The sequence below is a fragment of the Streptococcus mitis genome (assembly GCF_002096755.1).
Lineage (GTDB): Bacteria > Bacillota > Bacilli > Lactobacillales > Streptococcaceae > Streptococcus > Streptococcus mitis_AC.
This window is the reverse complement of record NZ_NCVF01000022.1, coordinates 122,432-136,068: the sequence shown is the minus strand read 5'-3', so window position 1 is coordinate 136,068 and position 13,637 is coordinate 122,432. Positions and strand designations below refer to the sequence as shown.

21 protein-coding genes are annotated in these 13,637 nt (G+C 41.2%); all 21 read right to left on the bottom strand.

Annotated elements, in window-relative coordinates:
* Nucleotides 1-217 precede the first annotated feature (217 nt).
* On the bottom strand, nucleotides 218-613 hold the full coding sequence (locus tag B7700_RS05315; protein ID WP_000038635.1) for a helix-hairpin-helix domain-containing protein: 396 nt from the start codon (nucleotides 611-613) through the stop codon (nucleotides 218-220).
* A gap of 95 nt (nucleotides 614-708) precedes the next feature.
* On the bottom strand, nucleotides 709-963 hold the full coding sequence (locus tag B7700_RS05310; RefSeq protein WP_000119706.1) for a DUF1912 family protein: 255 nt from the start codon (nucleotides 961-963) through the stop codon (nucleotides 709-711).
* A 9-nt stretch (nucleotides 964-972) separates the two neighbouring features.
* Complete coding sequence (locus tag B7700_RS05305) at nucleotides 973-2,307, bottom strand: DUF438 domain-containing protein (protein ID WP_084887576.1); 1,335 nt, start codon at nucleotides 2,305-2,307, stop codon at nucleotides 973-975.
* Entirely contained in the window at nucleotides 2,307-2,540 is a 234-nt protein-coding gene (locus B7700_RS05300) for a DUF1858 domain-containing protein (protein ID WP_000368739.1), read from the bottom strand. Before B7700_RS05300 ends, B7700_RS05305 begins: the two co-directional genes overlap by 1 nt.
* 116 nt (nucleotides 2,541-2,656) lie before the next feature.
* Complete coding sequence (locus B7700_RS11195; RefSeq protein WP_192855662.1) at nucleotides 2,657-2,809, bottom strand: hypothetical protein; 153 nt, start codon at nucleotides 2,807-2,809, stop codon at nucleotides 2,657-2,659.
* Entirely contained in the window at nucleotides 2,806-2,988 is a 183-nt protein-coding gene (locus B7700_RS05295) for a hypothetical protein (RefSeq protein WP_084887573.1), read from the bottom strand. The genes B7700_RS11195 and B7700_RS05295 overlap by 4 nt, the downstream gene beginning before the upstream one ends.
* A gap of 1 nt (nucleotide 2,989) precedes the next feature.
* Nucleotides 2,990-3,769: a hypothetical protein gene (locus tag B7700_RS05290; RefSeq protein WP_084887571.1), complete on the bottom strand. Its 780-nt coding sequence runs from the start codon at nucleotides 3,767-3,769 to the stop codon at nucleotides 2,990-2,992.
* Nucleotides 3,770-3,912: 143 nt separating this feature from the next.
* Complete coding sequence (gene rbfA, locus B7700_RS05285) at nucleotides 3,913-4,263, bottom strand: 30S ribosome-binding factor RbfA (RefSeq protein ID WP_001273601.1); 351 nt, start codon at nucleotides 4,261-4,263, stop codon at nucleotides 3,913-3,915.
* A gap of 166 nt (nucleotides 4,264-4,429) precedes the next feature.
* Complete coding sequence (gene infB / locus B7700_RS05280) at nucleotides 4,430-7,222, bottom strand: translation initiation factor IF-2 (protein ID WP_084887569.1); 2,793 nt, start codon at nucleotides 7,220-7,222, stop codon at nucleotides 4,430-4,432.
* A 16-nt stretch (nucleotides 7,223-7,238) separates the two neighbouring features.
* Entirely contained in the window at nucleotides 7,239-7,538 is a 300-nt protein-coding gene (locus B7700_RS05275; protein WP_001041390.1) for a YlxQ-related RNA-binding protein, read from the bottom strand.
* Complete coding sequence (gene rnpM / locus B7700_RS05270) at nucleotides 7,531-7,824, bottom strand: RNase P modulator RnpM (RefSeq protein WP_000857567.1); 294 nt, start codon at nucleotides 7,822-7,824, stop codon at nucleotides 7,531-7,533. The genes B7700_RS05275 and rnpM overlap by 8 nt, the downstream gene beginning before the upstream one ends.
* A 21-nt stretch (nucleotides 7,825-7,845) precedes the next feature.
* A complete protein-coding gene (nusA, locus tag B7700_RS05265; protein ID WP_000032285.1) occupies nucleotides 7,846-8,982 on the bottom strand; it encodes a transcription termination factor NusA in 1,137 nt (378 codons plus the stop codon).
* Nucleotides 8,983-9,025: 43 nt separating this feature from the next.
* Complete coding sequence (gene rimP, locus B7700_RS05260) at nucleotides 9,026-9,505, bottom strand: ribosome maturation factor RimP (RefSeq protein WP_000338691.1); 480 nt, start codon at nucleotides 9,503-9,505, stop codon at nucleotides 9,026-9,028.
* Between the two features lie 125 nt (nucleotides 9,506-9,630).
* Nucleotides 9,631-10,266, bottom strand: coding sequence for a tRNA (guanosine(46)-N7)-methyltransferase TrmB (trmB, locus tag B7700_RS05255; RefSeq protein ID WP_050281817.1), 636 nt, complete (start codon nucleotides 10,264-10,266; stop codon nucleotides 9,631-9,633).
* Nucleotides 10,263-11,057, bottom strand: a complete 795-nt coding sequence (ccrZ, locus tag B7700_RS05250) for a cell cycle regulator CcrZ (RefSeq protein ID WP_000362999.1) — start codon at nucleotides 11,055-11,057, stop codon at nucleotides 10,263-10,265. Before ccrZ ends, trmB begins: the two co-directional genes overlap by 4 nt.
* A 161-nt stretch (nucleotides 11,058-11,218) precedes the next feature.
* The gene (locus tag B7700_RS05245; protein ID WP_084887567.1) at nucleotides 11,219-11,830 is read right to left on the bottom strand and encodes a CPBP family intramembrane glutamic endopeptidase; all 612 of its coding nucleotides are present in this window, start codon (nucleotides 11,828-11,830) and stop codon (nucleotides 11,219-11,221) included.
* Between the two features lie 26 nt (nucleotides 11,831-11,856).
* Nucleotides 11,857-12,105: an immunity protein BlpZ gene (gene blpZ / locus B7700_RS05240; RefSeq protein ID WP_084887565.1), complete on the bottom strand. Its 249-nt coding sequence runs from the start codon at nucleotides 12,103-12,105 to the stop codon at nucleotides 11,857-11,859.
* Nucleotides 12,106-12,141: 36 nt separating this feature from the next.
* On the bottom strand, nucleotides 12,142-12,525 hold the full coding sequence (locus B7700_RS05235) for an immunity protein (protein ID WP_192855661.1): 384 nt from the start codon (nucleotides 12,523-12,525) through the stop codon (nucleotides 12,142-12,144).
* Between the two features lie 83 nt (nucleotides 12,526-12,608).
* Nucleotides 12,609-13,013, bottom strand: a complete 405-nt coding sequence (locus B7700_RS05230; RefSeq protein WP_084887561.1) for an immunity protein — start codon at nucleotides 13,011-13,013, stop codon at nucleotides 12,609-12,611.
* Between the two features lie 28 nt (nucleotides 13,014-13,041).
* The gene (locus tag B7700_RS05225; RefSeq protein WP_000645120.1) at nucleotides 13,042-13,362 is read right to left on the bottom strand and encodes a hypothetical protein; all 321 of its coding nucleotides are present in this window, start codon (nucleotides 13,360-13,362) and stop codon (nucleotides 13,042-13,044) included.
* Between the two features lie 14 nt (nucleotides 13,363-13,376).
* Nucleotides 13,377-13,604, bottom strand: a complete 228-nt coding sequence (locus tag B7700_RS05220) for a bacteriocin class II family protein (RefSeq protein WP_084887559.1) — start codon at nucleotides 13,602-13,604, stop codon at nucleotides 13,377-13,379.
* Nucleotides 13,605-13,637 lie beyond the last annotated feature (33 nt).

The window sequence follows — 13,637 nt, the reverse complement described above, 5'->3', positions numbered from 1 at the left end:
TTATCCGCGGTACCACCCAATTTCGGGCAGTTGCCCGCAACTCTCGTCTTTAAAACAAAAAGACACTTTTATTTCATTTTTTCATCCATTAGCAACTAGTTTTGACACATTTGTGGACTTCTCAGCACCGCCACTTTCTGTAAAATGTGGGATTCAAAACACCTCTAATGGCTCTATTGTAGCAAGATTTTTTCGGAAATGCAAGGCACAAGAAAAATTACTTGAACTTGATACCATTTTCCTTCAATTTCTTGATGGTAGCTGGGCCGATTCCTTTCAAGGCAAGGAGTTCTTTTTCAGTCCAGTTTTTGAAATCTGAAGCAGACTTGATTCCTTCATCATAGAAAGTTTTGGCACGATCAAGTGGAAGCCCACCCAAGTTTGCTGCAAAATCTTCTACAGAATTGGCTACTTTTTGAGCTTGCTCTTTAGTAGCTTCTACTGCTTGTTCAACTTTTTTAGAAACAGCCTTACCAGCTTGGCTTGCTGACTGTTCTGCACGTTTTACGACTTTTTTTGTCTCTTCTACAACCTTAGTCACAGTACTTGAAAATGCACCTGCACGACGGAGGCTATTTCGTAATTGTTTTTTACGATTTAGTTTCTTTGACATGATAAAATCCTTTCAATAAAAAACCCCTGCTCTGACAAGGATTTAATATAAATATTCTATCAAGATTTTAGTAAAAAATCAAGAATCTATCTCGTTTAATAATTTCGCTCACCAAACAAGCCATCTGGCAAATCATGGAATCCCTTGCCTGCCTTGAAGTTTTCAAACTTACCAAGCAAGAACTGATAAGCATCCAAGCGGCTTTCGTAGCGAATCATAGCATCTTTGGCACGCTCGTCTTGGTCTTCTTCGTAAACTTTTTGACTTTCCTTGTGCGCCATGTCGTTGATCATGATTTGGGTATTGACCCAGGCTTCAAATTCCTTCATAAATTCTTGTTCGTAACTCATTTTTTCTCCTTATTCTAATCCACGGAAATAGTCCGTGTCAATCTCACGGTAGGGCTGAATATCCTGAACATACTCCAGCACACCTTGGAATTCTCCCTCTTCATCGTGCACTGCAGCGTAGGTAATATGAACAAACTTACCTCGCGACTCAGACTTGAACCACATTTCATACTTGTCTTTAGTACCCTCACGAAGACCCTTCATGATAGTCTTGACCTTGTCCAAATACTTAGGCGGATGGCAGAGTTCGACATTGCGCCCAACTTGGGACGGGGTCCGTTTGAAAATCATCTCATCAGCTGGCGTATTGTCATTGTAATACTGGAAAATATCGTCTTTATTGACAAAGGTAATCTCCATAGGGAGGTGATTGAGGATGAGATTGGCCTGCTCGACTGAAAGATAGCCATTCCCAAAAGCCTGTTGACTATGGCGGTCCAGCACTGCTTCCTTTTCCTTAGGGGTAAAGGTAATGGTAAACTGCCCTTCTGGTGTATCGATAACTTGTTGAACTTGGCCTTCTGTCGTATCTAGTTGTACAGACTCCTCTGCACTCTTTTCCTCAACAAAGCTCTGTCTTTCTGGCACCCATTTCTCAGACGGACGGATGATAGCATAGCCATAGGAATCACTCTCCTCCGCAATCTGAAGCCAGTCATCCTGAGTAAAGGACTCAAGGAGAATCATGAGAAGGATGGACTCTTCCTTGAAAATCATACTTTCAAACTCTGTCGCAAAAGCTTCAAAAACTTCCTTTACACTACTAATCGGCATTTCTGGTAGTGCCTTAGCCGTCGCTAGAGCTGTCTGAAAGAGTTCTCTGATCTGATCATCCACTCCCCACATGACCTTAGGAGGTGAATCGTGACCATAGCGCTCCATGATAGGAAAGAAGAGTTCTTCCTTGCGCTGATAATGGATGTCAAATTGACCAACAAGGCCCATTTGACGGACCAAGCCCTTGCGCATCTCCGCAAGCATTTCCTCGTCTTCCATAGACTCATAAGTATCTAACAATCTACGAATGCGAATCAAGGCAGCGCGGAGAGCCAGATTTTCATCCTTGAAGACGCGAACTGGGTGGCCTGGGTGCTCGGTATCCTCTACTTCGACACCTTTAATAGCATTTTTAAAAAGATTAGCATGGACATCACAGAGTTCCATGACATCTTCAAAGGTGACACCTGAGTCTGAGTTCATCAGCTCGTGCTCCATGAGGGAAATCTCTATGGCTGAGACACCCGCAAAGGTCGCATCAAAACGCTCCTGGACCGACTCAGGAGAGGCACCATTATGCAATTCTAACAAAATATCCCGCAGGACATGAATCCGTTCATCTGCCATTAGTCTAGTCCAATCACTTCGTAGCCATTTGCTTCCAGCGTGCGGACAATCTTGTCCATAGGAGTTCCTTCAAGCTTAGAACCCTGTTTGAGTGAAACTTTACGACCAACTGTATTGCGCATCAAGGGATTGGCAAGAGGTTTAAAACCAAGCTCAACTAGAATTTCCAAGACTTCTGGATGCTTATCCACCACTTCTGCAACAGGAATTGACACATCGATGATATTGTCCATGACGACCTCCATTGTATGTTCTAAAATGATTTTACTGCTTTTATTATACCACAATGAAAGAGATTAAAAAACTAGCAGTAGAGTTCCTGCTAGTTCTCTGCGATTTTGATTACCATCTAAATAAGTTTAAAGAGCCAATCCAATATCTTAAACACTATCTTGTAAAACAGCAATTGAACTGCAAAAGAGATAATCATCCAAAAGAATTTCAAAATCCCAATAATCGGTTTAATAAAAATAATGGCAAGAAGACCCAAGAAAAATTTCATTCTCTCTCCTCTGGCTTGATGAGCCACCGAGCCGTATCCATTAACTTGTCTGCAATAAATAGTTTCCCCAGACCGACAACGGCATGGTCATCTTTCTTTATCGTTTTCATTACTTTTACACCTTGCATGGTCAAAAAGTAATTCCCATAAATTTTAGCTAGAGTTTTTATAAGTCCCATATTACTCACCTTCGATGATTTCAGCTTCTTTTCGGATAGTATCAATATCTATTTGATACTGCCCTTCATTATAATTAACTAATTTGGATAATTCCTTTTGCAGTCTTTTCCCCATCGGCTTCATGGTCGCAAAGGTTAAGCCACCAGAAAGGACACCCCCTAAAATAGGAATCACTTTTCCCATTCCCTTAGCCAAGCCTCCCTTTGTCAAGCTGACTCCAAAAATTTTCAAAACTTTCTCCAGAATAGGATACCAAAGTGTCTTTGTCAAAGCTTTCTGCGGAATCGTCTTCATCACATGCTTGGCAACTGTCACACCTCCAGAGCGAAGTAAAGCCCCTGCTCCATTTACCCCTAGCATGACACCGAGATAAAGCAAGAGTGTATTTTGAGCATCCTCGCTCAATTCATCACGGGATTCCCAAAGATCATCAAATCCATAAATATAGCCTAGTTCTTGGGCCAACTTTAATGAAAAAGCATAAAACTGAACTACATCTGTTGGAATAGTGATTGCCATGGCAATACCGCCAGGTAAACCTGCCAAAATCGAAGTCCCGCTTGCTCGTAGAACATTGTCCTTAATACAGGTCTTAGCAACTCGATCCAAGCTTCCCTTTGTTAACAAAGAGGTCGGACCTTTTTCCAATAATGTAGCAATATCCTTTCGATTTAACTCTTTAGAAAACTTGTCAACTAAAAATTTTTCTCGATCAACTTTGACCATGGGTAATTTCACCACTTGTTGCAGCACTTTCATCGCTAACTCTTGTTTGCCCATCTCTATCTCCATTCGTCATTCGTATTAAACTTTATCATATCATACTATGAGGTATTTACAAATTTTTTAAACTGTTTTTTGTAAATACAGCTATTAATAGCTAGAAGAGTTCAAACACCAAAAAAGAGGGTTGCCCCTCTTCTTTAGTTCTTATCCAGATTGCGTAGCATTTCGTCAATCTTGTTTCCATACTCGATGGACTCGTCTTTGACGAAGGTCAAATCTGGGATTTTGTACAATTTCAAATTGCGACCAAGCTCACGTTTGATGGTACCAGTTGCTTTTTCAAGCCCGATTTGGGCTTTTTGATTATCTGAAGCAAGGTTACTCAAAATGGTGTAGTAAACCTTGGCAACGGACAAGTCACCTAGCATCTGAACATCTGTAATGGTCACACCTTGGACACGCGGATCACGGACTTTCTTTTGCAAAATCTCATTGACTTCACGCTTGATTTCCATGCCCACACGGTCCGTACGGAAATGATTTGCCATGATATTCCTTTCTCTACTTTGAACCAAAAGCTAGGCCAGCAGACCTAGCTATTTTTATTAGATAGAGGAACTAGAGCCATTTGAATCTAGGAAACAAGCCTTAGATAGAACTGAGGGTTCATCAAGGCGCTGTTGACGACGAGTCAAATGAGCTATCGTTTCTCTATTATCTCTTTATTTCTTCCATGACATAAGCCTCAATCACATCATCAGTCTTGATATCATTGTAGCCATCGATCATCAAACCACCTTCACGACCGTTTGTAACTTCTTTCACGTCGTCTTTGTAGTGTTTCAAGCTTGCGAGTTCACCGTCATAGATAACGACACCATCACGAATAACACGTACTTTAGAGTCACGGGTAACTTTACCGTTGATAACCATGAATCCACCGATAGTTCCCACTTTAGACACCTTGAAGGTTTCACGGATAACTGCTTCACCGATAACTTTTTCTTCGAATTCTGGATCAAGCATCCCTTTCATGGCTTCTTCCATCTCTTCGATAACCTTGTAGATAATGCTGTGGAGACGGATTTCCACATCGTCAGCTTCTGCTTGTTGACGAGCTTGTGGTGTAGGGCGTACGTTGAAACCAACGATAAAGGCATTTGAAGCTTCCGCAAGAGTCACGTCTGATTCATTGATCGCACCGACCGCTGAGTGGACGATAGTAACTTTAACACCTTCCACGTCGATCTTTTGAAGTGAGGCAGAAAGGGCTTCAACAGAACCTTGTACATCGGCCTTGATGATAACGTTAACTGATTTGAGTTCACCAGCTTTGAGGGTATCAAAGAGGTTTTCAAGGCTGACACGTTGGGTAGCTTGACGTTGTTTCATAAGGGCACGTTTGGCACGCTCTTCACCTGCTGCACGCGCAGATTTTTCATCCTCGTAAACGGCAAAGTGGTCACCTGCCATTGGCGCTTCGTTCAAACCTGTGATTGAAACTGGTGTTGATGGACCTGCTACCTTAACACGACGACCAAGATCATTGGTCATAGCACGGACACGACCGAAGGTATTTCCGACAACGATTGGGTCTTGAACATTCAAGGTACCTTGTTGAACAAGAAGGGTTGCTACCGCACCTTTTCCTTTATCCAAGCGAGCTTCGATAACTGTACCAATCGCACGAACTGTTGGGTCTGCCTTAAGTTCTTGGATTTCAGCCACAAGAAGGACTGTTTCCAACAATTCTTCGATGTTTTGGTTGAATTTAGCCGAAATTTCAACAAATTCAGAATCTCCACCCCAAGCAGTTGACATAACTCCATGCTCTGCCAATTCACCAATAACGCGTTCTGGGTTGGCACCTGGTTTATCAATCTTGTTAATGGCTACGATGATTGGAACGTTGGCCGCTTTTGAGTGGTTAATGGCTTCGATAGTCTGAGGCATAACCCCGTCATCTGCCGCTACGACCAAGATAGTAATATCGGTAACAGAAGCACCACGCGCACGCATAGATGTAAAGGCCGCGTGTCCTGGTGTATCAAGGAAGGTAATCTTCTTGCCATTTTCCACGATTTGGTAGGCACCGATATGCTGAGTGATACCACCTGCTTCACCTGTCGCAACACGAGAGTTACGAAGGGTATCTAGGAGGGTTGTTTTACCGTGGTCAACGTGTCCCATGATAGTTACAACTGGTGGACGCTCAACCAATTCATCTTCATTGAGATAACCATCTTCGACAAAGAAACGTTCGATGTCGGCATTATCCACTTCAACTTTTTGTTTGGCTTCAATACCATAATCCACCATGAGGAGTTCAATTGTTTCCCCATCCAAGGATTGGTTTTGTGTGGCCATGACACCCATCATAAAGAGTTTCTTAACGATTTCAGCTGGTTCACGTTTGATACGTTTTGCGATTTCCGCAACAGTCATACCATCTGTATATTCAAATTCTGTTGGCAATTCATGGAATTTACGCTCCGTAACAGGTTTTGGAGTCTGATTGCGGTTGTTCTTGTTATTGCCTTTTTTGTTCTTTTTGTTGTTATTCCAGTTACTATTCTTTTGATTTCTCACTTGATTTTGACTACTTCGATTCTTTTGTTGTTTTCTAGGACCATCTTCTTCGTGATCATAATCATCACGTTCTTTGTCTGGTCGAGCTTGTTTTTTACGACGTGTATCCACTGGCGCTTCTTTAGCTACAGGAGCTGGTTCAACCACTGCTTGAACTTGTTGCGCTTGTTCAGCTAACTTAGCCACTTCTTCAAAGATTTCCTCTGGCTCCTTGCGTTTGTTAGCTTGGGCCAAGGCTTCTTTGGCAGCCTGAGTCTGCTTGAAACGTTCCTCACTTGAACGTGCGTACTCTGCATTTTGCTCTGCTTTTAGGGCTGCTGCACGGGCTTTAAAGTCAACACGTGGAGCCGCTTGATGTGGACGTTTGTCCTCTTGTTGACGACGCTCATTTCCACGATTTTGCTGACCTTGCTGTTTCTTAGCTTGGTCGTTAAAGCGACGATTGTCGCGGTTGCCTTGACCTTGTTTTCCACCATTGCGACCGTCGTTTTTCTGACGGTTTCCGTTTTGTTGTTGGTCACGGTTATTGCCCTTGTTTTGCTTGCGTCGTTCTGCCTGCTCTTTGGCACGGGCTTCACGCTCAGCCTTAAAATTACGGCTTTGCGGTTTAGCTGCTACTTTTTCTGCCTTCGGAGCGACTGGCTCAGCCGGTTTTGCCTCTTCCTTAGCTACAGCTGGTTTAGCTGGTTCAGATTTTTCGGCTTTCTTTTCTGCACTTGCTTTTGGTGCTGCAGGTTTTGCTTCTACTTTTGGAGCAGCTGCAGGCTTAAAGCTGGCAGCGATTTTTGCAGCGACAGCTTCTTCCACACTTGATGAGTGGCTTTTCACATCCAAGCCCAACTCTTTTGCACGCGCTACAACTTCTTTACTTTCTTTTCCAAGTTCTTTTGCGATTTCGTACAATCTTTTCTTAGACAAATCATGTCCTCCTCTTCTATTCCATAAGAGACCTCATTTTCTTTGTAAATCCAGCATCTGTTACAGCCAAAACCTTTCTCGATTTTCCGACTGCTATGCTTAATTCCAGTGTTGAAAACACGGTTACAATTTCTACTTGATAATAATGACTTTTATCTTGAATCTTCTTGGTCAGATTGGGTCCAGCATCATGAGCTAGAAAGACCAACTTGGCCTTGCCGTCTTGAATGGCCTTGACTACCAATTCTTCACCCGATATGATACGCCCTGCTCGCTGAGCAAGTCCCAAGAGATTGCTTATTTTTTGCTTATTCAAGTCCTAACTCTCTTCTTTTTACTTTATGATCCACATAAGCGATCAACTCGTCATAAAAGCTTTCTTCTACTTCCATGTCAAAGCTACGGTTAAAGACCTTCTTCTTTTTCGCCTCTAGGGCTTCTTTATTGTCTAGCTTGATATAAGCGCCACGGCCATTGGCCTTGCCTGTCGGATCGATAAAGACTTGTCCTTCCTTGTTCTTGACAATGCGGAGCAAATCACGCTTATCAATCACTTCATTGGACACAACAGACTTGCGCAAAGGGATTTTTCTCGTTTTCATCTTTCCCTCCTCTAGCAGCTTTTATTCTTCTACAGTATCGTTTTCTGCTTCCAAATCTACCGAACCAGCTTCTTCCATGGCTTCAAATTCGCTAGCAGACTTGATATCGATACGGTAACCAGTCAAGTGAGCTGCCAAGCGAACGTTTTGCCCACGACGACCGATGGCAAGAGAAAGCTTGTTATCAGGAACAACCACCAAGGCACGTTTGCTGTCGTTTTCATCAAAGATAACTTGATCAACCTCAGCAGGAGCGATGGCATTGTAGATAAATTCAGCTGGATCAGCTACCCACTCGATAACGTCGATATTTTCTTCGATTGGCACCATACGGTCGCTCTTGGCATCGTAGCGAGCTGGGTGGAATTTGCTAGTGATTTTCTTGATGTTAGCTCCACCACGTCCAACGATTGTTCCGATAGCGTCCACGTTTGGATTATGGCTACGAACGGCAACCTTAGTACGGTCACCAGCTTCACGAGCCACGCTCATGATTTCAACAGTTCCATCATAAACTTCAGGAATTTCTTGCTCCATCAAACGTTTGATCATTTCTGGATGGCTACGGCTAACAAAGACGTTGACACCGCGAGGGTTGTCTTCAACCTTGTAGACATACACTTCGATACGATCATGAGAAGCAAAAACTTCACCAGGAATTTGGTCTTGTTTTGACAATTGGGCTTCGATGCTGCCGAGATTGACATAGATAAAGCGGTTGTCAAAGCGTTCTACTGTACCAGACATGATTTCTTGTTCATGCTCTTTGTAAGTATTGTAAGTGATGGCACGTGTTTGCTTGCGCATTTTTTCCATGATGGTTTGTTTGGCAGATTGAGCTGCTACACGACCAAACTCAGCAGGTGCTTCTTCAAACTTGATTTTGTCACCAAGTTCATAGGCTGAATTAATGGCAAGAGCATCTTTCAAGCTGATTTCCAAACGGCTATCAAATACTTCATCAACCACTTCACGGACAGTATAAACTGTAAAGTCACCTGTTTTTTCGTTAAAGTCAATAGCTACGCTGTCTGATTGACCATAGCGTCTGCGATAAGCGGAACGAAGCGACTCTACTACTGCGTCGATGATGTCTTCTTTTTTGATTCCCTTGTCTTCTTCCAAAATGCGGAAGGCCTCTAGCATTTCTTTACTCATGTTTTCTTCACTTTTGAATCCTCAAAAGCTATCCTTTCTTTTTCTATAATTTAACTGCTAAACGTGCTTTTGATACTAAACTGTATGGAATTTGGACAGTTTTCTTACGTGTCTTGTCCATATATTCCATGGTCAACTCGTCCTCTTCAAAGGCCAACAAGGTTCCTTCAAAGACCTTTTGCTTATCGATGGCTTGGTAGAGCCCGACATGGATGTATTTCCCAACCGCTCCAGCGACGGCATCCTTGGTTTTTAAAGGACGTTCCAAGCCTGGACTGGTGATTTCTAGGAAATATTGTTCTGGGAAGGGATCTGGCTTGATGGTGTCTAGGACAGGACTGATAATTTCTGTCAAGTCTGCCGTGTCGTTCAAGGTAATTCCTTCAGGTTTATCTACAAAAATACTGAGAATCATGTCACTGCCAATCTTTCCATACTCGATATCCACGAGTTCGAAAGGTGCTTGTATGACAGGTTCTACAACTTCTCTGACTAATTCTACGATTGTTGCGATTGCGTCCACCTCCTCATAAGCAAGAGGCGAAGATATTTCCCCGCCTCACTTTTCATATTCTTACTCTTAGTATAGCACGTTTGCCAACTTATGTAAAGCAAAAGCACTTATACAGCCTGATTTTAGGCTATTTCTTAAAATTCTGCCTCAACTCGGTAGATAACTTGCCCCTTGTTGGAGAATTTTTGCTCGTATTCGGTCATGACATTGCCTTCAAAATCACTGGCATGTAAGTCTAGCCAGACACCATTGAGCTTCATGCCATACTGAGAAAAGCTCACTAGGCTATACTCAAACAAGCCACGGTTATCCGTCTTGAAATGAATTTCTCCATTTTCAGGCAAGATACGCTTGAAGGTATCCAAGAAGGTCTTGTAGGTCAAACGACGCTTTTCATGGCGCTTTTTAGGCCATGGATCTGAAAAATTCAGATACAAGCGATCAATCTCACCGTCTTCAAAGTAGTCTGTCAAATCAGAACCATCTACCCACAAGAGCTTGATATTAGGCACTCCAACTTCAAGCACCTTGTCCAAAGCGTAGCTCAAAACTGACTTTTGAATATCAATCCCGATATAGTTGATGTTAGGGTTTTGTTTGGCCATACCTGAAACAAAGGCACCCTTTCCACTTCCTACTTCCACATGAATGGGATTATCATTTCCAAACAAGTCCCGCCATTTCCCCTTGGCTTCCAAAGGATTAAGGACCACATACTGGGGATTTGCCTCTAGTAATTCTGTCGCCCCTTTACGATTTCTAACTCTCATCTTCTCTTTCCATACTTGTCTCGGAAGTGACGCAAGCCATGAATCTCCCGATTGACATTTTCTAAATCTTGGTTCATATAATACTTGGAAATCTGGCTCAAATAAGACAATTGACCATACCAATACAATTTATTTAATACCGTTTGATTATACTTGTAACCGTAGTAGGTCAACCATTCCTTCCACTGATGTTCTGGAATATAATGGCAGAGCATGTGAGCTACATCAAACATGCGGTCGGTCAAGCGAACCGAATCCCAATCTACCAAATAAATCAAGCCACTGTCTGTCTCAATCCAATTACTATGTCGTACATCTCCATGGACAATGGTCGCATGGTCCTCTCTAAATCCTGGAATAGTCTGACGTAAATCAGCCATCACTTCACTGATAAAATGGTTTTTACGCAAAGCATCTGGAGCCGTTTCTTGCCAAGACTGTAGTAAATCTACAGGTGTTTCCATGGCATAGCCCAAACGACTCAACTGTGTCATCAAAGGACGTGAGCGATGTAGGCGGGTTAAAATATTGACGATTTGCTTACGATTCATATCATAGGGGGTCAATATCTTGCCTGTCAACCATTCTTGAGCACACATATCACGCCCATCTGCCAAACGGCGACTCCATAATAATTGTGGAGCAATTTGTTCTCTAGCTAGACCAGGTAGGATTGGAGAGGTGTTCATTTTTACAAAGATACGCTTCCCATCAGGATAGCTACCCATATAAGCCTTGCCACTTTTCCCAGGTATGGGAGTCAGTGTTAGCTCATTATCACCCAAATCCATTTCTTTCCTCCGTATAAAGTTTCCTTACTATTCTACTAGTTTTTGCCCTATTCGTCAACCGCTCCACACCCGATTCTCAAAGAAAAGCCTCTGGATTGGCTTGAGTATCATTATAGAAAGAAAAAGGTAAGCACCGTCTTCTACTTACCTTTTCATAATTTTTATAAATAATATAAGAGTGGCCAACTGTTGTAAAACATGTGGACTAGAGTAGAAACCCACAAATTTTGGCTCTTTTTATAAGCAAAGCCCAGTAACAAGCCCCCAAGTAGATAAAAAATAAACGAAGGGACATTAGAAGGACCATGCATGAAAGAAAAGAGAGAGGAAGTTAGCACAAGCCCTAACCAAGAATTGTCAAAAACCGCACCTTGAAGAAGTCCTCTGAAAATGAGTTCCTCCTGGATAGGTCCAAAAACTGAGGAAGTCAAAATCAAAGACAGAGAAATTCCTCTGCTGACTTCCGACAAGTGTTGAACTCCTGCGCCAGAAGAAACAGCAAAGAAATGAATATAAACCAGTGTCTCAAGTACACTTAGAAGAAAGATTACAACGAAAAGCAAAAGTTGTTTCTTGCTTAACATCCCAAAAGAAATCATATCAAACCATTTCGCATAGCCAAAACTAAGGAAAAGCAAGAGACTCTTTACAACAATGAATGTGTACTGGTGTTGAAAATAATCTCCTTGATTAATGGAATAACCCGCTGCACCAACGATTGCAAAGACTAAAAATCCCAAAAACAAAGCATGACATTTATTGAAAATGGCCATAAAACTATTCTCCTCAACAAACTTCCCTACAACTCATCCTTTAACTCTAGTCTTTCCAAAACAAACCATTTGAGTAACCAAAATCCGACAACATAACCAGCCCCTAAGAAGATAGCCATTAAAGATAGCATGGGATTTAGGAAATAAAAGACCACAACAGATACAAAGGTTAGCACAAAAACATTAAAGGCAATGGTGTCAGAAGCCAAATCTAGAATATAGGGTGTCAACCAGTCTAGGGTTTTTGAATCTAGAAAAAATAAGTGTTTATACATGATGACCTCCTCTTGTCAGGCTCTACTACTGTAAGATTAAGAAGACAGTTTGTTCTTTTTAAGACTGACCTGACTACTAGATAATAGATACATTAAGGCATTAAAGACAATGAAAATATGTCCATAGAATAAAATCAACTTCACATCCAAACCAAGATAAAGTTTGACCATCAAAAAGATGAGCAAAAGAATTTGAAACCATACCGTTTTTCCAAAAATAAATTTAAAGCGATTTTGGATGTCTACTTCCTTGATTTTTACCGCCACCCCTTTATTAGCAAGAAGGAAAATTCCTGCTTCAAACAATCCACTGTAGAGAACAATCCACCCAATCGATACATTAGAGATTTGTAAAAATGTCCCTAAAAGAATATTCAACATACTACTCACGAAAATAACAAGAAATAATCTGTATTTCATATTAAATACCTCCATTCATTTATTTCACGAACGGTTTAAATAGAAGCTTCTAATCAAAAATTCTATCATAAGAGGAAGATAAACTACTTTTTATAATACTTCAAGCCCCAAATGAGTAGAAGCATAATAATCAAGCATAGAATAGCACCAATATAGGCGATTAGTTGTTGGTAAGATTCTCCTGCTGTGATACCTCTATACAAACAGATAATAGACATAAAGCCTGTCAAGCCGATATACATGAGTTGATTGGTTCTAGGACTAACCAAATCATCATCTTCAAACTCTCTTATCCTCATCTCCCTAGTGAGGTAAACAGTGACCAAAATAGAAGCCAAGTTTATAACCACTAAAAGAAATTGGAAAACCAAGGAAAAATTTAAAAACTGACGAGATAGAAATAGATAAGTAGAGACAAGTAAAGGCAACTGACCTAGGAACAATCTCGCAAGGAAGATGTTCCGTTTTTTAAAAAATATTTTTTTCATTGCTTTCTCCATTACAATTAAATGATATCTAATCATTTTCTAAAATTTGATAACTTTTGTGAAATGTTTTAGCAGAAACAACTCTATGATTGGTGATATCTATATAATCACCTGGATAACCAAGAACATACATTCCATAACCAGCAAATCCTCCTCCAACTGTTCCAACTAGACCAAACTTGATATTCGTTTCGAGAGAAGTGTTAAGACCTGCCATTAGAATGCGCACATGATTATCCAACCAAACCATATAATTTTTTTGAAAAGCTTCCTCTACCCAACTTGGTTTAGGAGTTGCTTGACCAATTTCCCAAACATCAACAATTTGATTCCCATATTTTGCCTTCATAGCTTCAATCCTTTTTAAATACCATTACATGAGTTTGGAGTTCCTCCTATACCATAAGGACTACATGGTTTTGAAGGATGTATAATAGGCCACTTACCATTTAATTGATCCAAAGTTGGAGACAGTGCTAGCCCACCCAATAAAGCAGAAAGCATATCTCCCCAACCTCCAAAACCACCTTCAACGCAAGCAAGCATATCAGTATCCATAATCTCAAATTGTTCCATCATTTTTATATTCATAACAAATACTACTTTTTTGTTTTTTGATTTTTA